Annotated in this window: 23 protein-coding genes and 1 pseudogene; 5 read left to right on the top strand and 19 right to left on the bottom strand. The window is 48.7% G+C overall.

What is annotated here, in order from left to right:
* From traN to RDV52_RS05560, 15 genes are all read right to left on the bottom strand, one after another.
* Window positions 1-921 (bottom strand): conjugative transposon protein TraN, encoded by a 921-nt coding sequence (gene traN, locus RDV52_RS05630; RefSeq protein ID WP_004341673.1) that lies wholly within the window; start codon window positions 919-921, stop codon window positions 1-3.
* Between the two features lie 38 nt (window positions 922-959).
* Window positions 960-2,327, bottom strand: coding sequence for a conjugative transposon protein TraM (gene traM, locus RDV52_RS05625; RefSeq protein ID WP_081470686.1), 1,368 nt, complete (start codon window positions 2,325-2,327; stop codon window positions 960-962).
* Window positions 2,278-2,610: a TraL conjugative transposon family protein gene (locus RDV52_RS05620; RefSeq protein ID WP_004366586.1), complete on the bottom strand. Its 333-nt coding sequence runs from the start codon at window positions 2,608-2,610 to the stop codon at window positions 2,278-2,280. Before RDV52_RS05620 ends, traM begins: the two co-directional genes overlap by 50 nt.
* Window positions 2,607-3,230 (bottom strand): conjugative transposon protein TraK, encoded by a 624-nt coding sequence (gene traK, locus RDV52_RS05615; protein ID WP_004366587.1) that lies wholly within the window; start codon window positions 3,228-3,230, stop codon window positions 2,607-2,609. Before traK ends, RDV52_RS05620 begins: the two co-directional genes overlap by 4 nt.
* A 19-nt stretch (window positions 3,231-3,249) precedes the next feature.
* A complete protein-coding gene (traJ, locus tag RDV52_RS05610) occupies window positions 3,250-4,323 on the bottom strand; it encodes a conjugative transposon protein TraJ (RefSeq protein ID WP_004366588.1) in 1,074 nt (357 codons plus the stop codon).
* A gap of 2 nt (window positions 4,324-4,325) precedes the next feature.
* On the bottom strand, window positions 4,326-4,955 hold the full coding sequence (locus RDV52_RS05605; protein WP_004366589.1) for a DUF4141 domain-containing protein: 630 nt from the start codon (window positions 4,953-4,955) through the stop codon (window positions 4,326-4,328).
* 149 nt (window positions 4,956-5,104) lie between these two features.
* Window positions 5,105-7,591: a TraG family conjugative transposon ATPase gene (locus tag RDV52_RS05600; RefSeq protein ID WP_040556870.1), complete on the bottom strand. Its 2,487-nt coding sequence runs from the start codon at window positions 7,589-7,591 to the stop codon at window positions 5,105-5,107.
* The gene (locus tag RDV52_RS05595) at window positions 7,588-7,965 is read right to left on the bottom strand and encodes a DUF4133 domain-containing protein (protein ID WP_004341666.1); all 378 of its coding nucleotides are present in this window, start codon (window positions 7,963-7,965) and stop codon (window positions 7,588-7,590) included. The genes RDV52_RS05600 and RDV52_RS05595 overlap by 4 nt, the downstream gene beginning before the upstream one ends.
* 4 nt (window positions 7,966-7,969) lie before the next feature.
* Window positions 7,970-8,269 carry a DUF4134 domain-containing protein gene (locus tag RDV52_RS05590; protein WP_004365102.1) on the bottom strand — a complete coding sequence of 100 codons (300 nt, stop codon included), beginning with the start codon at window positions 8,267-8,269 and terminating at the stop codon, window positions 7,970-7,972.
* 147 nt (window positions 8,270-8,416) lie between these two features.
* Window positions 8,417-8,971, bottom strand: a complete 555-nt coding sequence (locus RDV52_RS05585) for a conjugal transfer protein (protein ID WP_223381204.1) — start codon at window positions 8,969-8,971, stop codon at window positions 8,417-8,419.
* 35 nt (window positions 8,972-9,006) lie between these two features.
* A complete protein-coding gene (locus RDV52_RS05580) occupies window positions 9,007-9,747 on the bottom strand; it encodes a ParA family protein (protein ID WP_004366592.1) in 741 nt (246 codons plus the stop codon).
* A gap of 29 nt (window positions 9,748-9,776) precedes the next feature.
* Window positions 9,777-10,364, bottom strand: coding sequence for a hypothetical protein (locus RDV52_RS05575; protein WP_004366593.1), 588 nt, complete (start codon window positions 10,362-10,364; stop codon window positions 9,777-9,779).
* Complete coding sequence (locus RDV52_RS05570) at window positions 10,361-10,714, bottom strand: DUF3408 domain-containing protein (RefSeq protein ID WP_169310180.1); 354 nt, start codon at window positions 10,712-10,714, stop codon at window positions 10,361-10,363. The genes RDV52_RS05575 and RDV52_RS05570 overlap by 4 nt, the downstream gene beginning before the upstream one ends.
* A 25-nt stretch (window positions 10,715-10,739) precedes the next feature.
* A complete protein-coding gene (locus RDV52_RS05565; protein WP_004366595.1) occupies window positions 10,740-11,171 on the bottom strand; it encodes a DUF3408 domain-containing protein in 432 nt (143 codons plus the stop codon).
* On the bottom strand, window positions 11,155-11,937 hold the full coding sequence (locus tag RDV52_RS05560; protein ID WP_004366596.1) for a ParA family protein: 783 nt from the start codon (window positions 11,935-11,937) through the stop codon (window positions 11,155-11,157). The genes RDV52_RS05565 and RDV52_RS05560 overlap by 17 nt, the downstream gene beginning before the upstream one ends.
* 798 nt (window positions 11,938-12,735) lie before the next feature.
* Here RDV52_RS05560 and mobA point away from each other — a divergent pair.
* From mobA to RDV52_RS05535, 5 genes and pseudogenes are all read left to right on the top strand, one after another.
* Entirely contained in the window at window positions 12,736-13,149 is a 414-nt protein-coding gene (gene mobA, locus RDV52_RS05555) for a conjugal transfer protein MobA (RefSeq protein ID WP_004366598.1), read from the top strand.
* Entirely contained in the window at window positions 13,134-14,363 is a 1,230-nt protein-coding gene (mobB, locus tag RDV52_RS05550; RefSeq protein ID WP_004366599.1) for a conjugal transfer protein MobB, read from the top strand. Before mobA ends, mobB begins: the two co-directional genes overlap by 16 nt.
* 13 nt (window positions 14,364-14,376) lie before the next feature.
* Complete coding sequence (gene mobC / locus RDV52_RS05545) at window positions 14,377-16,389, top strand: conjugal transfer protein MobC (protein ID WP_004366600.1); 2,013 nt, start codon at window positions 14,377-14,379, stop codon at window positions 16,387-16,389.
* 304 nt (window positions 16,390-16,693) lie between these two features.
* On the top strand, window positions 16,694-16,897 hold the full coding sequence (locus RDV52_RS05540) for a permease of the drug/metabolite transporter (RefSeq protein ID WP_306302142.1): 204 nt from the start codon (window positions 16,694-16,696) through the stop codon (window positions 16,895-16,897).
* A gap of 63 nt (window positions 16,898-16,960) precedes the next feature.
* A pseudogene (locus RDV52_RS05535) lies at window positions 16,961-17,143 on the top strand (PDDEXK nuclease domain-containing protein); the annotation flags it as partial.
* A gap of 44 nt (window positions 17,144-17,187) precedes the next feature.
* Here RDV52_RS05535 and RDV52_RS05530 read toward each other — a convergent pair.
* From RDV52_RS05530 to RDV52_RS05515, 4 genes are all read right to left on the bottom strand, one after another.
* Window positions 17,188-17,514 carry an RteC domain-containing protein gene (locus tag RDV52_RS05530; RefSeq protein WP_004366603.1) on the bottom strand — a complete coding sequence of 109 codons (327 nt, stop codon included), beginning with the start codon at window positions 17,512-17,514 and terminating at the stop codon, window positions 17,188-17,190.
* Between the two features lie 22 nt (window positions 17,515-17,536).
* Entirely contained in the window at window positions 17,537-17,770 is a 234-nt protein-coding gene (locus tag RDV52_RS05525) for a hypothetical protein (RefSeq protein WP_004366604.1), read from the bottom strand.
* A 111-nt stretch (window positions 17,771-17,881) separates the two neighbouring features.
* Window positions 17,882-18,685 (bottom strand): outer membrane lipoprotein-sorting protein, encoded by an 804-nt coding sequence (locus tag RDV52_RS05520; protein WP_223381158.1) that lies wholly within the window; start codon window positions 18,683-18,685, stop codon window positions 17,882-17,884.
* A gap of 103 nt (window positions 18,686-18,788) precedes the next feature.
* Window positions 18,789-21,074, bottom strand: a complete 2,286-nt coding sequence (locus RDV52_RS05515) for an efflux RND transporter permease subunit (RefSeq protein ID WP_004366606.1) — start codon at window positions 21,072-21,074, stop codon at window positions 18,789-18,791.
* Window positions 21,075-21,094: the final 20 nt, after the last annotated feature.

The following is a 21,094-nucleotide window of genomic DNA, read 5'->3' as shown; positions in this document are numbered from 1 at the left end:
CTACTTCACTTTGAGTTCGTTGATTTCCCTCGCACGCACAAGGTCTTCGTTCTCCACGACAAAGGATTGGTGTCTTCCGCCGTTCTTCTCGTGCATCTCCACAATGAGCTGCTTGTCATCGGGGATGGTGAACTTTTGCAGGGTGAATACCGTGCGTTCGCTCTTCTGCCCCGCCACGCAGGTGGTGTAGTTGTAGGCACGCAGCGGAAGCAGCACCTGCTCCTGCATGGCGGTCTGCTTGGCAACCTTCTTGTCCACGATCTTGAACGTGATGAAGTCGATGTCGAACGGCACGTTGGACTTGTTGCGCAGCTCGGTGTGGAAGTACAGCAGTCCGTTGTGCGAGTATAACCCTTTGAGCAGGTACTGAATACCGAAGGACTTGCTGCCGATGTGCTTCACCGTCCGCCTGTCCTCCTTGTGAATAGATTTCATGATGAGCCTTACCAGCATCGGGCTTTCGCTTCCGAGTTCCTTGAGATAGACCTCCATGGCGTTGTTCGGACGGTTTACGCTCTCCCCATCGTGGATGAAGTCCGCCATTTCCACATTGAGTAACAGCGGCTCGTTGGCATACTTGACATTAAAGGTGTAAAATGCACCGTCTTCGGTGATGACGCTCATGTTCGTCTCTTCGTGGAAGTCCTTGACTGTCGCCTTCACACGGATGACGTTTTCCGCCCCGTCCGCCTTCCCCGCAATAAGGTTGGGCGAACCCAGATCCACATAGCGCACGGCAGAAGGGAAGATGATGTGTACCGTCTTGTCGTAGGTGATTTCCAAGCCGTGAGGCGGTATCATCCGCTCAAAGGTGATTTTGCGGGTCAGCCCCTGATAGAGGTCTCCGCTTGAAGTCGTTTCCTGTGCGTTGGCACAGACTGCGCCCAGCATCAGGGCGATGGCTAAAACTGTTCTTTTCATTTTTACTTTGGATTAAAGTGGTGAATAATAACTGTGAATTACTTGTTTTCGGGTTGATAGAGCAGAACCTTGTAACCTGCCTTCAGATGCACCTTGACGGTGCGCATTTTCTTGGCAAAGTATTGGCTCGTTCCCTGTATCAGTCCCTTGCCGAGGTCGGCGGCAAGCTGTGCCCCCGCATCGGTGGAGATGTTCACGCTGCTGCCCACGGATGTCCCCATGTTAGCGGCAATCTCCTTGGCGGCATTACGCTCCATCGATCCGGGAATGAATATCCCCGCCTGTCCGTCCGTATCATAGACCGACAGCTCCACGGGAATGATGCTTCCCCGATACCCCAAAGAGGAAATGATAATGGAGAGTCGTTCGCCCTGCAACTTTGCCGTTCCCACGACAAGGGCATTTCGTGGAATCTCCCTGCCCGATACCGACATCGGCTCCAAGAGACGGAAACGTACTGTCTGCCCGTCCATGACCGTCTGATTGTTATGCACACAGGCTGATATGGTGTTTCTATCCGTCTGCGAGACAGTCCCGATAGCGGTTTGGAATAGATAGTTCCTCTCCTTGACATATTCGGAGCGGAAAGTCGAGTCGCTCATCGGCTGTGCCAGAGCCGACACCACTTGACCGCTCACCTGCCTGACAGGAAACGCTATCGCCTTTCCATTGCGACCGGAAGAGACCACTTTCCTTTCGGAAGCCGTCTCACTCCCCGAAGTCGAAGGAAGAGCAGCGGGAACGGACTGCCCCTTGCCTCCTGCGGGCATATACTTGGCTGCCAGCTGATAGGATTTTTCAAGCAGAGCCATCTGGTCGTTCACGGTTATAGCGGGCGACTGTTGTTCATTACTCATACGACTTTCCAACTCCTTCAAACGGGTACGCATTTCCTCCTTTTCCGGATCTTCTCTCGGCATCTCATAGAAACTGCCGAGCGTGCGGTTGATGTCCTGATAGGCTGATGCAGAGGCGTGGAATCCCTCTTGCGGAGCAGCGGTGCGAGAGCCGAAGCCGTTGTCTCTTTCCGACAAATCCGTCTTCAAGGCCAACTCTTCGGAACTCTGCACTGGTTGCCCTCCTGTCATCTCCCCGAACATGGAACTGAGGCTTTGCATGGCACGACTTCGTTCCTGCTCCTTCTGTTCCATCATCTCCTTTTCATAGGCTTTCTTCTTGTCGCCGATGAGTTCCGAGGCTTGCGGATCCGGTACTTCCGTGTTGAACCCCTTCGCCTGTTTCTCCCCTCCTTTCTCCAATGGAGCGAAGATGAGCCACATGGAGCCTGCAAAAAGCAGGAACATCAGGGGGTAAATGATAAACTTCTTTCGCCTTTGTCTCTCTTCCTCCGTCAGCTCAGGCGAGGTGCTCGTATCGGAGGCTGTCTTTCTTTTGAATGGGAACATAATCGTAATACTTTAATAGGTTGATACTGTCTTTGGGATAGAGCCGCCTTACTTCAGGGGCTTCTATATGCTCGATTGCCGGTAACGTTTCCTCTTCAGAGTCTCCGTCTGAGAAGATACGGAACAAACCGTTGAAGAAAACATAGTTGGCAAGTATGGCGAAAAAGAGAAGCATCGTCAGGACGACATACAGCCTCAGATGAGCGGGGATGTGTCCGCACAGGCGGCGGAGTCTTGCCTCCGCTCCCTCCTGCATCATTCGGAACAGACTTTTCTTTTTCATCGCTTACGGGTACTGATGTCCTTGTTCTCCACAATCTCGAATCCTTCGATATTGAAGCCATTCGGATTGTCATCGCTACGGCTCGTATTGAGCAGGCGACATACGGTCACGAGACTGCGCTCGGTCACGTTGGTCGCACGGATAATCATCTGTCGGGCATACGTCCGTACCGCATAGGGATAGCGGTCGAAGTCGCAGAGTACGCTGTCCACCTGCACGACCTGATTGATATTTCCCGCCACGATACGGTTGTAGTACCCTTTCTCAGAGAAATCCCGATAGTAATTGTAGGCACTCTTGTCCGCCAAGAGTAGTGCACGGGAGATATTCCCTTCGATGGCACTCTTGTCGGGCGAAAGGGTGAAGAACAGCTCGTGGAAGCGGCGCACATGCTCCTTGGCTTCCACGGGTCTGTTCTGCGACAGATCCTGCGACAGGGCGAGCATCAGCGACTTACCGCCATCCAACACATAGATTTTCTGCCTCTGGGCTTCGGCAAAGGAGTAGGCACTCCATATCGAATACCCCGCAAGAAGAGCGCACAGGCAGACGACGACCAAGGTAAAGAGGCGTATCTGCTTGAAACTCGTTTCGATATTCTTTAATGACTTAAATTCCATAGCTTTTCATTCTTGTTTATTATTCGTGAGAATTGCCGCCCTTGTGGAACAGTCGTCCTGCCACATCTTTGGCTTTTTGTCCGGCACTGTGCAATACTTGTTTTCCGTGTCCGCCTGCAAAACCTCCTGCGGCCCCGGCAACAGCACCCGTGATGCCTGCGCCCTTGGTGGTGGCATAATTCACATTCTTTCCGAAGTTTCCTGCTCCTCCGGCTTGTATCACCCAGCCCGCAACTGTCGGAATGGTGAAGTAGCCGATGATACCGATAATCATAAAGACGAGGTACACCCCGTTCGAAGCATCTATCGTATAGGTGGGATCATTCTGCAACTGCGTGATGTCGTGTTTGAGCATCAGTTCCTGAATCTTTGCCAGCATCGAACTGAACAAGTCCGCCACAGGCAACCACAGATAGATGGAGATATACCTCGTGAACCATTGCGTGAGGGTGCTTTGGAAACCGTCCCACACGGAGATGGCAAAGGCTATCGGTCCCAAGATGGAGAGGACAATCAGGAAGAATGTCCGAAGCGTGTCGATGAGCAGGGCGGCAGCGGCGAAAAGAAGTTCCAAGAACTCCCGTACCATATTGCGAAACCATTTCTTGAAATTGTACATACTGCGTTCCACATACATACCCGCCATCGTCGCCATATCCGAGGGAGAGATACCGAGTTCATCCAGTTTCTTGTCGAACTCTTCGTTACTCACCAGATAGGCTGTTTCGGGATTCCTCACCATCGCCTCGTATTCCAGCTTGTCCCGCAACTTGCGGTATTCGTCCATGCTGAAAGTCTGCTTTTCGAGCATCTTGTGCGTCCCCTGCACAACGGGACTGAGCACGCCGTTGATGGTGTCCAAGACCATCGGAAAGAAGAGGATACAGAGACCGAGCGCAAAGGGACGGAGCAGCGGATAGACATCGATGGGTTCGGCACGAGCCAAGGTCTGCCACACCCGAAGTGCCACATAAAAGAGCGCACCCAAGCCCGCAATGCCTTTGGCGACACCTATCATGTCACCACACATAGGCATCATCTCCGTGTAAAGCGAACGGAGGACTTGGTGCAGGTTGTCAAATTCCGCTCCCATGATTACCAATACCTTTCGTTGTCCGTTCCATAGAGCGAAAGCACCCGGTCGGTGTCCTGCTGCTTCTTGGCTCTGAGATAGCTCACGGAGATGTTCTTGTTCGTGTAGTAACGCACAAGGTTGCGGTAATCCCTGATTTCCTTGTAGCAGCGATCCATCACGTCCATACGCTCCTTGTCGGTCATCTTCAGCGTGGTGATGTTCACTACCTGCTTGAGTTCCTTGAGCAGGTTGTTGCTCTCCCCGAGCAGTTTGGTATAGCCGTTGGCAATGGCGACCAGCTCTTCCGGACGGAAGTTCGGGTCAGAGAGCATCTTCTTGTAGTTCTTCACATAGATATCGGAGATTTCTCCGACCATCAAAATCGTCTCCTTTACCCGTTGGGCGTCCCGCACGAGGTTGTTCACCTTTTTCAGGGCATCGTAGTATTTCTTGCTCTCATTGTAGAGCTTCTCGACCTCCTTGAAGTTGTCAAGCGTGTTCTTGACCGTCTTGGAGGTCTGCACGATTTCCTTGGTCGTGTTGATGATGCTCTGTGCAAGATTGGTGGGGTCTGTGACCACCCACTGGGCGTGTGCGCTGCCTGCCAAGAGGCAACCGCACGCCATAAGCATTAAAATTTTCTTTCTCATTTTTCAAATTGATTTTAGCGTAGATACAATGTCGTTCGAGCCACTCGGAAAAATCAGTCGAGTAAATCTGAAAATCAGTCGACTGTTTTCTTGAAACATGACGTCATATTTTTCGGACTTGTTGTATTACGCGGTTAAACATTCATTGATTACTCTTCTTCGGCGAGCTGCCTGACGGCAAGCTCCATATTCCCGCCGAGTTGCTCGGCACGGGCAAGTACGCGCATCTTCTCGGTCTCCTCCGTCGTGTAGGTGAGGTATTCGGCTTTCGACACTTCGGTGGCATAGACAGCAGACTGCACACCTCCCAGTCCGACCCACACCTCCTTGTACGACCGTGTGGCATCGTTACTCTGGTTGATGGAGAGTATCTGCCCCCGCTCCTTGTCCGTCAGTCCCAAGAGTGCCTGAATCTGGTCGAACTTGTTCATGTACTTGCGCTGGTCAAGCAGTATCTTGCAGTCGGAGTTGTTGATGATGGACTCCTTGACAATGTCTGAGGAGATGATGTCATCCACCTCCTGCGTCACCACGACCGCCTCACCGAAGAATTTTCTTACCGTCTTGTAGAGATACTTGATATATCCCGCCATATTCGCGGACGCAATCGCTTTCCAAGCCTCCTCAATAAGGATGACTTTCCGTATTCCCTTCAGACGTCGCATCTTGTTGATGAAGAGTTCCATAATGATGATGGTGGTAATGGGGAAAAGGATGGGATGATCCTTTATGGAATCGATTTCGAAGACGATAAAGCGGGCGTTCAACAGGTCGAGCTGCTTGTCCGAGTTCAGCAGGTAGTCGTATTCGCCACCTTTGTAGTACGGCTCCAGCACGTTGAGAAAATTGGCCAAGTCAAAATCCTTTTCCCTGACCTTTTTCTCACGGAGCAATGCCGAGTAGTCGGTGGTGAGATACTCGTAAAAGCTGTTGAACGAAGGAGCGAGACCGTCGTCCGTCTTGATACGCTCGATAAAGAGTGAAACGGCATTGGAAAGGGCGACCTCCTCCGAACGGGTGGCTGGCTCGTTATCCTTTTTCCAAAGGGTCAGCAGCAGTGTCTTGATGCTCTCCCTTTTCTCCACATCATACACCTTGTCGGTGGTATAGAAGGGATTGAAGCTGATGGGGCTCTCATCCGAGTAGGTGAAGTACACCCCATCCTCGCCCTGCGTCTTGTGGCGTATCATCTCGCACAAGCCCTGATAACTGTTTCCCGTGTCCACCAAGACGATATGGGTGTTCTGCTCCCAATACTGCCTCAAGAGGTGGTTGGTGAAAAACGACTTGCCACTGCCCGAAGGACCCAAGATGAATTTGTTTCGGTTCGTGGTGATGCCTTTCTTCATCGGCAGGTCGGAGATATCGAGATGAATGGGCTTGCCACTGCGGTCTGCCATCTTGATGCCGAACGGAGATAGCGAATCACGGTAGTTGGTCTCCTCATTGAAGAAGCAGACCGCCTGTTCGATGAACGTGTAAAAACTCTCTTCTGCGGGAAAATCGGCTTCATTGCCGGGAATGCCTGCCCAGAACAGCGTCGGCACATCCACCGTGTTGTGTCGTGGCTTGCACTCCATCAGTGCGAGTTGGCTGCCCACGTCGTTACGGATACGGCGGAGTTCCTCCTCATCCTCGCTCCACGCCAAGACGTTGCAATGACAGCGGACGGAGGTAAGCCCGAAGCTGTGCGCCTCGTTCAGATACTCATCAATCCACTGTTTGTTGATTTGGTTGCTCCGGCTGTAACGGGAGAGCGAGTGCATATTCCGTGCGCTCTTCTCGAAGCGTTGCAGGTTCTCGGCACTATCATCAATCAAGACATACTGGTTGTAAATGTGGTTGCACGAGAGCAACAGCCCTATGGGAGCGGCAAAGGAAAGGCGGCAGTCGCTGCGGTCAGTGGATAAACGCTCATAGCGCATATCCGTGCCTACCAGCCCGGGCAGGTCTTCCGTATCGGAAAGGGTATGCAGGCAGAGTCGCTTATCACCGATACGCATTTGGTCGGCTTTGAGGTCGATGTCCTCCAAAACCGTCGTATCGGAGAGGGACAGCGAGAAATACTTCTCAATCAGTCCCGGTGTCTCCGCCGTTCCGATAATCTCCTCGTCTGTCAGGCGAGCAAGGCGAATAAAACCGCTTTCGTTCATAATCCGCTCGAATTGCTCGGTCGCTTCGAGGAACTTGCGGGCAGTATCCCTGTCCCGTACCTCCTTGGGGATGATATGTCCCCGGCAGAGGGTGGAGAAGTTGCTTTGCTGCCGGTTGCGGTTCTTGGTCGTCTTGGTCAGGAACAGGTAGCAGGCGTGATTCAAGAACGGTCGCTCATTGAAGTGTCGCTCGAAACTGCGGGAGAGGAAACTCATCTCCTCCTTTTGCAAGTCCGGACGGTAGCCCTCCTTGACAAACCAATCCTGCTTGTGTACGACGCTGTAGGTCGGCAACACCTTGATTGCCTTTACCCAAGAGGAATGGATAGAGGCATACTCCGCACTCGTCACCGTATAAAGTTCGGGAAGCTCGACCCGAAAGGCGACCGTGATGTCGGCGTCTTTCGAGAGGATACAGCCCTCTTCGACGGCAAGCAGCGGAAAGCGGTTCTCCAGTGTGGTGGCTTTCAATAGGTTTCTCATTCTTTGTCCTCCTTTCCTTCGTCCATTCTTTTATTCTCTCTTCTCTTTCGTCTTGGCAGCTCCTTGTGCCGCAACAGATAGGGAATGCGTCGTCGGTTGATGAGGTAGCGGGGGTGGCTGTGCAAAGCGGAACGCTTCATCAGCCCGTGTTCCCCATACTTCTTGTTCAGGGAGAAAGTCTGCCACACCAGAATGGATGCGGAAGTCCCTCCGAAGCCGATACAGATCCATTGATTGACACCCGCCATATAGAGGATGACAAACAGCACGAAAAGGGCAAGTAACCCTCCGGCGAAAATGAACAGATACTGGCTTTTGAGTCCCTGAAACTCCACCGAGCGACCGATTCCCTTGTTGATGGGATAGGTCTCCATAGGCTTAGAGGAAGAAACTTCTCAGAATGGTGGCTGCGACAATGAGGAAAATACAGGCTCCGAACCAGCTCGCGGCGGTCTTCGAGGTATCCGGGTCGCCTGACGAAAATTTTGAGTACACCTTTACCCCTCCGATGAGTCCCACGACCGCGCCGATGGCGTAGATGAGTTTCGTGGCTGGGTCGAAATAAGACGTTACCATATTGGTGGCTTGGTTGATGCCCGACAAACCGTTGCCTTGGGCAAAGGCTGAATAGGCGGAAAGCAGCAGAACGGCTGCGATAAGAAAATGTCTTTTGGTCATAAATCTTTGTTTTGTGCCGAGAGGATTGGATATATCCTCCCGACGGGTGAATACTGTTGTTACTTTCGGATTTCAGTGGTGGCTTCTCTCGTATGTCAGCCGTACTCTTTTTCTTTCATCGTCTTTGACTGTTTAATGGGTTTGTTACTATTTGTCCCTGCCGTCAGAAGGAACATAAAGCTCTTCAAAACGGTTGCGGACAATATCGTCTATCGTGGAAGAACGAACTTTGTCACTTCGGAGTGTTTCCATCAGACGAGTGCCTTCCAATTCGGTCAATGTCTCACCGGATCTTTGTCGCTCCGCTATGGAAGAGGCATTTCGGTGTATGACCGACAAGGCTTCCAGCACCCGTTCGAAATCAATTCCCGTGGCATATTCGTTTTTTCCCGATACGGGAAGTTCTTCATCTTCCTCCTCTTCAAACAATGAAGAATCAGAGGATTCATACGTTAAAGGGATCTCATCTATGTCGGGCAGATTATCCGGCTCTTCCGATGGCTCTTGTCCGTTTTCGGGAGCAAATGTAGATGCCTTTTTTGCTTCCGCCTCGTCTTTTGGATAACTGCGTACTTGTGGCGTCGAGTGGCTGAGTTTGAAGTGACTTTTACCGATGATTTCCACTTCACTGACCGTTTGACAAGGCTTTTTCTCAATTGCCCTATTCTTTCTTTTTCTCCGTTCATACGAGAGAAAAAGCAGTAGTCACAAAAAGTAGAGCAAGAGAAGAACAAGGACTATTCGATACATAGGCGTTGCAGGATTTCGTGAAGTTCATCGCCTAATCCGTCGCATAGCTGACTCAACTTTCCTCCGTGGGGTGGGAGGAGGGTGCATACCCCTCTTCTGCGTTCGGAAAGCAGCGGACGATACAAACGGGAGTGGCTCAATGAGGTCTGCATCAAGAGGACTCCCGTTTCATCGGAAAGGGTGCGACAGCGTTCGTCGGCATCCTCACATTCCCAAGCCTCTATCATATTGCGAAGCAGGTAAACCTCCCTGATATTGCCCTTACCCATCGTAAGTATCTGCTCTCCCAAGATGTCTATGAAATGGCGGACGGCTTCCATATCCATCGGACTGCCCGTAACGGGAAAGACGGCGGCATCCATTGCTGAAAGCAACTCCACCGTCCCTTCGGTACGCATCAATGGGGGAAGGTCGAAAAGAATGCATCGAGGATGGCTGTCCACACAGTGTTGCTCCACTCGCCTCAGGGCTTCCCGCACCGGAGTGCAGATAATCGGATAAGGGGCATAGGCTGTCCGATGTTTCAGGCGCATCAGCCTTTGATGATTCAGGTCTTCCGACTCTTGCTGTCGCAGACGGGCGATGGTATAGACGGGATGGTTGCAATCCACGACAGCGACATTGCATCCTCTGTGGTAATGCAGAATGCTTGCGGAAAGTACCGTAAGCGAGGTTTTGCCGACACCTCCCTTGGGGGAAGCGATGGCAAGATAAATGGGTTTACTCATATTTTCTCTTTTCTTTGAGTGGGTGAATACTATGTCTTGATAAATCGTTTGTAATCGAAGTTGCCTGACTGAATCTCTTTCGGAGCTTCTTCGGCAACGCGCTCCAGCAGCTCGCGGACATGTTCCCCGGCCGCTTTCTTAATCGCTTGGAACATCGGGGAGTCGTGTATCTTATAGATGGTTTCGGCAGCTTTTGCAGCTTCTTCTATCGGAGCATTCTTGCAGGAGAGGACATTGCCCATTTGTTGTAGTTCTTCCACGGTGATACTTTCCGAAAGGGAGTGGCTTTCACCTTGGACTTCCACCAATACATAATCCTCTTCTTCGGGGATGAAAGGAGAGGTTTCTTCCGACATTCCCGTTTCAGGCGTCTGTTCCTGTTGCTCTTCTTCGATGGGCAACTCGGCTAAAAGGATATTCTCCTCTTGGGAGGATCCCTTTTTGGGGATGCGGATGGTAACGACGAATTTCCCCTTGCCCCGTTCCCGGAAAAAGAGCCGCAAGTCACGATAGAGTCTCACGGCACTCCGATAGCGTCCGTACAGGAAGCGGGTGACCTGCACGCTGCCGAGATAGGCTAAGCCGACCGACAGCAGAATGACAATCACCTGCTTCATCGCTCGAAACGTTTACGGAACTGTTGCTCAAACAAGGCGTCTATCTCATCACGGTGACTCTCTAAGTGATGCCGGAGAATATGTTCTACGAATGCCCCAATCGTCAGTTTGCCTGCGGCTGCCACATAGACGATTTCGGAAATCTCTTCCTGTGTCTTTTGGGAAATGAACACGCCCTTTCTGTCTCCGATGTTCAGGGGTTGCAGAAAGGTGGTTTCGTAATCACTCTTCTCTTCCTGAAGGAGACCTGTAGAGTGTCCCTCGGAATGTTCGATGAGCGTGGTGGAGTTACGGATAGTTACTTTTGAAGAGACGCTTTTTCGTTCTCTGCAGGACTCTTTGCCTGCCATTGGTCGGTTTGTTTTCTGTTTCATATCACAATAATTTCTTGAAGTTCTTTTCACTTAATCGGTTGATTTCTTCCTTGTAGTCCTCCAAATGTTTGAGAAGGATGTTTTCCACGTACATGCCCAATGTCATCTCCCTCTTTCGGATGAAGAGGACGATTTCCGACAGTTTGTCCTGCAACTCTTTGGAGATGTAGATTGCCTTGCGGTCATACAGGTCATTGCGGTGCATGAAGAGTGAGATGTAATCTCCTTTGGCGGGATTCTTGCGTCGTGTTCGGATGGGTAGTTGCGGTTCTTCCAAGACTTCTTCTTTCCGTGTTTCCGGAACAGACACATCCACCTCTTCGACGGAGGTAGGCGGTATCATCTCACTCTCTTTCTTTTTCATCGGGATACCCTGTGAAATCAGTTCCCGGATAGCGACGGGATCTATCGCCCCTTTATTCTTCTCTGCCATACGCTTCAGGTTTTACGATGGACAGGATTTCCTCCACGAGCTCTTTCAGACGACTGCCTCTGAGCAGCGTGCGAGAGGCGGGAAAGATAGTCGAACGGAAGAGGGTCGTACCCTCATCCATCACTTCCTTTTTGTAGCGGGTCGTATTGGGGACTGCCGTCTTCAAGACCAGAAGTCCCAACTCGGCAATGACCTTTTCATACATCGCATAGAGGGGTGTCTTCTCTCTGCCGTCCACCATGTTCCAAAAGAGGTAGATCCCTTTGTTGGCAGTGTCTGTATTGTCGGTTATCGCCTCCTTGATGATGGCTGAAAAGCTCAGCGTGCTTTCCAAGGATATACGGTCGGCGGAGATGGGTGTGAAAATGTAATCCATACCGGAGAGAGTGGTAAGCACACCGTCATTGTTGATGGTTCCGGGCAGGTCAAAAAAGACGAAATCCGTATCCGGCTCGTGCGTGTCCAGATATTCCCTGACCGTATCCACGGCTGCTTCTGCCGTGGCACAAAGGATGGTGTACGTAGGCTTTTGCAACTCGGAGAATTGGGTGGCTGCCAATTCTTGCAGCGCGGGGTTGCGATCCACGCCCTGTGCGTCACGCTGACGCATGGCATTGATGCTGAATTGCGGATAGTCGCAATCCACCACAATAAGGTTATACCCGCAGGCATAGTGCAGGTAACTTGCCGTCAAGACCGTAAAGGTCGTTTTGCCGACACCGCCCTTCTGGGTGGAGAAGGCAATGAAAACAGGTTTCTTTTTCATTTCATTTTCTGTTTAATGGTTCTACATATATGTGTGGAAAGGCGCATGTACGCCTTAGCTTGTTTCCTTGAAAAGGCAGATATGGAAATGAGTCTGTGAGGGAATAAATCCCCGGACAGGCATACGGCGAGGTATTCCGATAAGGGAACATAGACCCGCCTTTGGGGATATGTCCCTCCTTGCATAGGAGTGGAGCTATATGACGGGAGTCATACCTGCACACGTCCACCCATCCATACGTCCGCACTTGTACCTTTGTACAAGGGTGTGAGGGGCGACGGGTGCAATAACTTGTACATATTCTCATTTCTATTTCCATTTCCGTAATTGTCTGTTCAAATGGCTGCGGACTGGTTTTTAGACTTGGGCAGGCAGGTATGTCCACCGACCTGCAAACACCTGTTCGACGGGGCAAATATAGAAGCCTTTACCCCCTTGTTTCTGCCCTTTTTGCTAACTGCGTACTTGTGGCTTCGATTTGCGTATTTGTGGCTCCGTAAGAGGTAAGTGATTTAGACACAAGGCTTAGTAACTTTGCACCCAAGCGGTAAGCCGAAGCTTTCGAGCCATGAAGCGTTCTTTTTTGAGATACTCGACTTCCGTCCTTCGCGGACGGATTTATTTGCGTCGGAGCAAATAGCAAGGTATGTTTTATGCAGCACGACTCCGTTTTTGCAGCATAAAACCCTTGCTCTTGCAGAGGGCTGAAAAAACTCCGAAGTCGTTTTTTCTTGGAAGAGAGAATGCGATGCCTCAAATGCCGGTGATGTCGTGAAACACTAAAATCCAAAGTAAGAAATGAAAATGAAGAAGATGCGGAGCATAAGCTCCAAAGTGAAGACCGAAAAACGGGTTTCAGTCAATTTTACGGCGATGGAATTTGCCGAATTTCTCTCCATGAAAGAAACGGCTGGTGTACAAAGTCAGTCGGCTTTCATCAAAGCAAGAATCTTTAATGAGACATTCCGAGTGATAAAAGTCGATCGTTCGTTGCTCGATTACTATCAAAAACTGACGACTTTGTACGGACAGTTTCGCAGCGTAGGGGTCAATTACAACCAAGTCGTGGTTGCCTTAAAAAGCAATTTCACCGAGAAAAAAGCCTACGCTATGCTTGCCCAACTGGAGAAACTGACACTCGAATTGGCGGCTATCGGAGGCGAAATCGTACAACTCACCCGTGAATTTCAGGAGAAATGGTCGCAAAAATAAGCTATGGAAGTTCCTTGTATGGGGCGTTGGCATACAACGGAGAGAAGGTAAACGAAGGCGTCGCAAGGATATTGGAAACAAATAAGGTGTTCTGTCCTGCCGATGGTGGGCACGATATTACCGATTGTATGCAGGACTTTCTGGCATATATGCCAAGCCAAGTTCATACGAAAAAGCCCGTTATTCATATCTCCTTGAACCCGCATCCCGATGACAGACTCTCCGATGAACAGTTCTCCGCCATTGCATTGGAGTATATCGAGAGGATGGGCTATGGTAATCAGCCTTTCGTGGTCTATAAGCATGAGGATATAGACCGGCATCACCTGCACATCGTGACCTTGGCAGTGGATGAGACGGGACGGAAGATTAACGATGGCAATAACTTCTACAAGAGTAAGCATATCACACGGGAGATGGAGCAAAGGTATGGATTGCATCCTGCCGACAAGAAACAATTCAAGGAAGCGTTTCGCTTGCAGAAAGTCTGTCTCGAAGAAGGAAACCTTAAAAAGCAACTGGCTTCAGTCACCAAACCGGCGGTCAAATTTTATCACTGTCCGAGCTTTAAGGAATACCGCGCCTTGCTTTCCACCTATAATATATGTGTGGAAGAGGTCAAGGGGGAAATGTATGGAAAGCCCTATAACGGATTGGTCTATTTTGCTACCGATGATAAAGGTAAGAAGGTGGGTAATCCTTTCAAGTCCTCCCTTTTCGGGAAGGCTGTCGGATATGAAGCCTTGCAAAAAAGCTTCAAGGCTTCAAAGGAGAAACTGAAAGAAAAGCATCTTGCCCCCAAGACCAAAGAGGTCGTAGCCGGAGCATTGAGACGTTCTGCTACCAAAGAGGATTTTCGAACGAATCTCCATCACAAGGGTATTGATGTACTCTTCCGTGAGAACGAACAGGGACGGCTCTATGGCATCACCTTCATAGACCAGAACAACGGCTGTGTGGTCAATGGCTCACGATTGGGCAAGGAACTTTCGGCAAACGCCGTTGCCGAGTGGTTCGACCGTCCGCATCCCGAACTGTCTGCTCCTATACAGCAGAGTGAGAAAGGCAGTATTCCCCAAACTCAGACTTCGGACGGAGATTCCGTCTTGGGCGGTTTACTTGACCTGTCCTTGGAGACACACGGAACGGATTGGGAGGAAGAACAGTTCCGCAGACGGATGCAGCGCAAGAAAAGAAAACAACGTAAACTCTAAAAACAGAAAGATTATGTCACAACAAGAAGACGATTTGAGAGCACTGGCGAAAATCATGGATTTTCTGCGTGCCGTAAGTATCATACTGGTGGTTGCCCATCTCTATTGGTATTGCTATGAAGCCATCAAACTATGGGGGCTGAACATCGGTGTGGTGGACAGGATACTGATGAATTTCCATCGCACGGCGGGACTATTTGGAAATATGCTTTACACCAAGCTCTTTGCGCTGGTACTGATGGGGCTTTCCTGTTTGGGTACAAAGGGCGTGAAAGAGGAGCATATCACTTGGTCGAAGATATGGGCATTCATAGGCGCCGGCTTTGTCTTTTTCTTCCTCAATTGGTGGATACTTGCCTTGCCACTGCCCATAGAGGCGAATACGGTTCTCTATACTTTTACGATAACCGTAGGCTATGTTTGTCTGCTGATGGCGGGACTCTATATGAGCCGACTCTTGAAGAACAACCTGATGGAGGATGTCTTCAATCAAGAGAATGAATCCTTTATGCAGGAGACAAAACTTTTGGAGAACGAGTACTCGGTCAATCTGCCGACCCGATTCTATTACCGCAAGAAATGGAACAGTGGCTGGATAAACGTGGTCAATCCTTTCCGTGCGGTCTCCGTCTTGGGAACGCCGGGCAGTGGTAAGTCCTATGCCATCATCAATAATTTTATCAAGCAGCAAATCGAAAAAGGTTTTGCCATCTACTGCTACGACTTCAAGTATCCCGACCTCTCCACGATTGTTTACAACCATCTGCTGCATCACTCGAAAGGATATAAGGTCAAACCGAAGTTTTACGTGATCAACTTCGACGACCCTCGTCGGTCGCACCGCTGCAATCCGATACACCCCGATTTCATGAGCGACATTTCAGATGCCTACGAGTCGGCGTACACCATCATGCTCAACCTCAACAAGACGTGGGTGCAGAAACAAGGAGATTTCTTTGTGGAGTCGCCAATCGTACTCTTTGCCGCTATCATTTGGTATCTCCGCATTTTCGAGGGAGGAAAATACTGTACCTTTCCGCACGCTATTGAGTTTCTCTGCCGTAAGTATGAAGACATTTTCCCAATACTGACTTCTTATCCCGAATTGGAGAATTACCTTTCTCCTTTTATGGACGCTTGGCTCGGAGGGGCGGCTGACCAGTTGCAAGGGCAGATAGCCTCCGCCAAGATACCCTTGTCAAGGATGATAAGTCCGCAGCTCTATTGGATTATGACAGGAGATGATTTCACACTCGACATCAATAATCCCAAGGAGCCTAAAATCCTATGCGTAGGAAACAATCCTGACAGACAGAATATCTACGGAGCGGCATTGGGATTGTATAATTCGCGTATCGTCAAGCTCATCAATAAGAAAGGGATTCTGAAAAGTTCCGTGCTCATCGACGAGCTACCCACCATCTATTTCAAGGGGTTGGACAACTTGATTGCCACCGCACGAAGCAACAAGGTGGCGGTATGCTTGGGCTTTCAGGACTTTTCGCAACTGAAGCGCGATTATGGAGACAAGGAAGCTGCTGTAGTGATGAATACTGTCGGAAACATTTTCTCCGGACAGGTGGTCGGCGAGACGGCAAAGACTTTATCGGAGCGTTTCGGAAAGGTGCTTCAAAAGCGACAGAGTATGAGTATCACCCGCAGCGACAAAACGACCTCCATATCCACGCAGATGGACAGCCTTATCCCACAGAGTAAGATTTCCACGCTCACACAGGGAATGTTCGTGGGAGCGGTCGCCGATAACTTCTCCGAACGTATCGAGCAGAAGATATTCCACTGTGAGATTGTGGTGGACAATGCGAAAGTTGCAAAGGAAACGGCTGCTTACCGCCCGATACCCATTCTGACAGACTTCACGAATGAAAACGGAGAGGATATGATGGAGCAGGAAATCAAGGCAAACTATGACCGTGTCAAGACGGAGGTGCGGGAAATCGTGGAACGGGAGTTGCAACGAATTTCCGACGATCCGGAACTCTCCAAACTACTCAATACCAAGAAATAACGGTTGTTTTTCTTGGCTCTAAGGCGGGATTTTTGTATTTTTGAACACGCTAATTGATGACACTATGAATTGTTTTAATCATACCCAAGAACCGGCGGTAGCCCAATGCTCCGATTGCGGAAAAGGGCTGTGTCCCGAATGTGCGGAAAGGTATCAGCCGATACTCTGTACACCTTGTTTTCAGAAAAGAAAACGTAGTGAGATTTGGCGAAGCATCTTCAGTCTGTTGTTTCTCATCGCCTTGTTTGTCATAGGTTTCAGATGGAATTTCTTGGCGACCAAAGGCGTTGAGGATATGCGATGGATGTCCGGATATGTGCTGATGGCGATATGGTCAGGCTATCTCTTTGTGGAAAAGAACATTCCTTATAAGATGATGGCTGGGACAAATGGGCAGTGGATTGTTTACTATATTGTCAAACTGCTCCTCTTTGTCGTCATAGGAGTCTTCACCGCACCTTTCACCTGCTTGTGGGCAGTGTTCAGGGTAATAAAGGCTTTTCGGTAAGAGGCGGCAAGAATAACATCTATAAAGAAGAAAGAATATGAGTACGCACAATATACCACTCACCTCGGCATCATCATTTGCAAATCCAAAAGCAGGACGATTGTGGAGTATGCCCTCAAAACTTCTGTAATGCCTATCGGGGTGGCAACATACAGCCTCTCACCCGAATTGCCGGAGGCATACAAGGAACTGCTTCCAACATCTGAGGACATAGCCAAGAAGTTGGAAGTGCTTATCAAAGAATGAATGAAGGGAGGTACTCCGAAATACCGGAATATCTCCCTTTTGATTTACCGTTTCTTGAACTTGCCACCTTTCAGGTCACTCTCCACCATACGCTTGTTCAGCTTCTCACGGAGTTCATCAAGAAAGTAGGTACGGCTGTCATCCTTGCGGCGTTTCATGTTCATATAGACGTTGTAGCAGTTCTTTATCTCCACTCCAAAGATTTCAGAAAGAACATCAGCTAATTCCTCCACACCTATTTCTCCATCATTGATACAGTCGCAGGTGTCGAGAGCATAAAGGAGTTCAACTAAATCTGTTGCCTTGCCTGTCCAACAGAGTTTCTTGGCGGGTTTGACGGGCAAAGCAGGAAGAAGTCCCTGCATTCGCATTTTCACTAATTCCAGCTCCGTGTCAATGACAAAAAGCAGCTCCGATACATTTTTTTCCCATTTCAGTTGGTATGCCTGATGTTTCAGTCATACTTTCTAAATGGAATCGAGTGTAATGGAGAGTACGATACAATGAAGCAAGGTTTGCTTCGGTTTCCCCCAACCTTATAATTTCCTTGATAAGATTGTCTGTTGCAGTTTTGCTATTGTCTGATAGCAGCAACTCAAAGGTTTCTGTTTCAATCAGTTGTTTCATATTATGATTTTTATATTGCTAAATTGTTTGTGCTTATGATAAATGCACAAAACCTCCACCTGTTACAACTTCTGATTGCAACAAATGGAGGTAGAATGGAAAAGAGAAGTTTTACTTGCCTTGTTCCAGTGTGCGAGTGGTGAAATAACTGTCCGAAATTGAAGGGGTGAACTTAATAACGTTGTTATTCAATACCGACTTTCTTTTATTTTTCAGATTAATCATTGTCATCTCCTTAAAGCGATACTTATGGTACTTTGTATCCACTTCCGTGATTGCAGAGACGGTCATCTCCTTTTCTTTCTCTCCGGCAAGATTGTAGTATATAGCCTTACGGATAATAAAAATGTGCTTGTCGATATAGGCTATTTTCTTAGAGAAGCCGTTTTCATTGGCAATGGTTTTGTTCTTTGGCGTAATTTCTAAGACATAGCAGACATGATTACCTACATTTTGGTCTTTCAAGAATTTATAGTTGAAATCTTCGACAGCTGGTGTGGACATATCGGCGTAAGAAAACTCAGACCCCATGAAACTTTTGGCATTCTCTGAGCTTACAATACGTCGGGTTTTACGAAGAGCCGGCATATAAATCCACTTGTCATCGTTCTTCTTCAAATAATCGAACGATAGAAACCCGGTGCCTTTCACATCAGCAGGCTCGGTAAACCGAATGAGTTTCTTTTCCAAACTACCATTCTCGTAGAGTTTACTGACAATAGTCATCTTGCGAACTCGTTTGTCTCCGGACGGACTGTAAATCGTCATTGATGATTCTGTTTCCATTCCGGCAATACGAGTGGCTTCAATGGCTTTTTGTTGTACTTGTTGCGGAGATAGTCCTCCTTGTGCATGAGCAACATTTGCCCACATGGTTGCGATTGTTATAACCGCCGATAAAAAAACTTTTTTCATTGTATTTATTGTTTGATGAATATTCGTGTATCAATCTTCTTTGAAAAGCTCATAAGCTTTTGACTGTTTCTTTTATTGCTTTTATCCTTTCAGTCCTTTTAAGTTATTTGCAATGGATTTTCTGTCTCAAGAATTTCGGTTTCAACACCATACATAGCGCAGGTACGAGCAGCACTGCGGCAATGAGGCATACGAAAATGATTGTTACCATCATCATTCCGAAAAAGCGGACGGGCAGGAAGCCTGAAAAGAGCAGAACTACAAATCCGATAATAACGGCAATGGCATTGAATACGATACCGCGTCCCGTTGCCTTGAACAAGCGATGTACAGCCTCCTTATCGTCGTAACCCGCACGTCGTTCCTCCCGATACCGCCAGACAACATGAATCGTATAGTCCACGCCGACTCCAATAAGGATAGAGGCTTGGAAGGCGGTCATAAAGTTCAGGTCGATACCAAAATATCCCATCAGTCCGAAAAGCATCAACATGGCAAACATGAGTGGAACGATTTGCAGTAATCCTGCCTTAAACGATTTGAAACCGAGGGATATAATGATAAATACAACAACGAGGGAAATCAACAAAGAAAGGAACTGCCCGCTTACGACATGCTTGTCCATATCCGTGAATACATCGGCATTGCCACCAACAAGTTTCACATTGGGGTCATCTTTTACCATTTCCTTGATTTGAGCAACACATTGTCGCAATACCGGTGTGTTCAATTCCTTGAAACGAATCATCAAGAGAGCTTTCTCAAAATTGAAATCCACCATCTTTTCCAAATCCCTCTGACTGCCGCTCATCAGATACAACTCGAAGTATTGTGATACGGCATCGTAGGTGTCGGGGATTTTATCATAACCTTCTTCGCCTTTGTTATAGAGAGCACGGCTGATCTGACGTGTAACTTTCGCGATAGACTGCGTTGTTCCCACTTCGGGGATTTCTCGCACCTTTTTCTCCAAATCATCAATTTTCTTCAACAAGGCAGGGTCTTTGATGTCGCCTTCGAACACGACACAGAGCGGAAAGAAGCCCCCCAGTTCCTTATTGATGATTTGTGCGGACTCCTTCGCAGGATGTCCGTCAGGGAACAACTCGGCGGGATTTGAGTTGATGCTGAAACGCAACAGTCCGGCTGCTCCGATTAGAGAAATGACCACGAATAAAGCCAAAATAGTCTTGGGCTTTTTCGTTACCCAATCGGCAATAAAGTCCAACAATCTGTCCAACCCTATTCCTCTTTTGCTTTTAGGGTTGTTATCCGCTCTCAATCGAGGCTTCGTTTTGGGAAGTACCGAACTCAATGCAGGTATAAAGAACAGACTTCCAATCAAGGCAAGTCCGATACCGATACTGCCAAGAACTCCCATCTGTCCACCGGGAATCAGCACATGTCCCAACATACAGAGCAACCCTGCAATGGTTGTCAATCCTGACAAGATAATGGGAGCGCCGAGACTTGTAACCATTTTGACAGACAATTCTTTTGCTGTATAGTTGTTTCCGGGAAGATTGTCTCTTTGGTAGCGGGCAAACATGTGTATGCCATAGGAATTGGCGGTGGCAATCAGCAATACAACTAAAATAATGGTCGTAACGGCAAACTTCCATCCCAACAAAGGTGTTGCACCCAATGCCGTGAATATCGCCATGACTACAATCAGAATGGGAAGCCATACCCCTCTGAACTGACGAAAGCTGATAAAGAGAAAGACCATCATCAACAACAATCCGAGAGGAATGAGCCGAGCCATATCCTTCTGCATCATTCCCGCATTCTGCATTCGCATATACGGAGAACCTCCCAAAAGAACTTTCTCTGTGCCGGGATACTTGGCAATCATTGCCTCCACTTGGTCTATTACGTCCTTGTCCTTTGCTCCGGGTTCAAGCAATCCAATAATGGCTGTGGTCGTAAAATCTTTGGAAACCACGCTTCCATAGACAAGGTCGTTACCGGCAAGCTCTTTCTTAATAGTGGCAACATCTTCAGCAGTCCGTGGAATCATTTTCACGGCCGCATCAACGGTCATTGCGTCATTCTCACTGCGGACATTTTTCAATTCAAAGACGGACATTACCCGTTCTACGCCTTTGATGTTCTGCATATCTTGCGAGAAATGCTCCACACGCTTCAGTGTCTTGCCATTCACGACATCATCTGTCTGTACGACAATCATTACCATATCCGTACCGCCGAACATTCTTTCTATCTGTTTTTGATTTACACGAGAAGGTAAATCTTCCGGCAGATAGGTAAGCAGGTCGGGATTAAAACTTGCATTCTTCATCTGAAAGCCCATAAAGGCTGTCAGTGCAAGAAAGAACACGATGACCGCCCAGCGGTATCGTATCACAAATTCAGCTAACTTCTTCATTCGATATTATTTTGAGATTA

It is taken from the genome of Prevotella nigrescens, from assembly GCF_031191185.1.
In the GTDB taxonomy this organism is placed as follows: domain Bacteria; phylum Bacteroidota; class Bacteroidia; order Bacteroidales; family Bacteroidaceae; genus Prevotella; species Prevotella nigrescens.
This window is presented reverse-complemented; position numbering and strand designations above follow the sequence as displayed.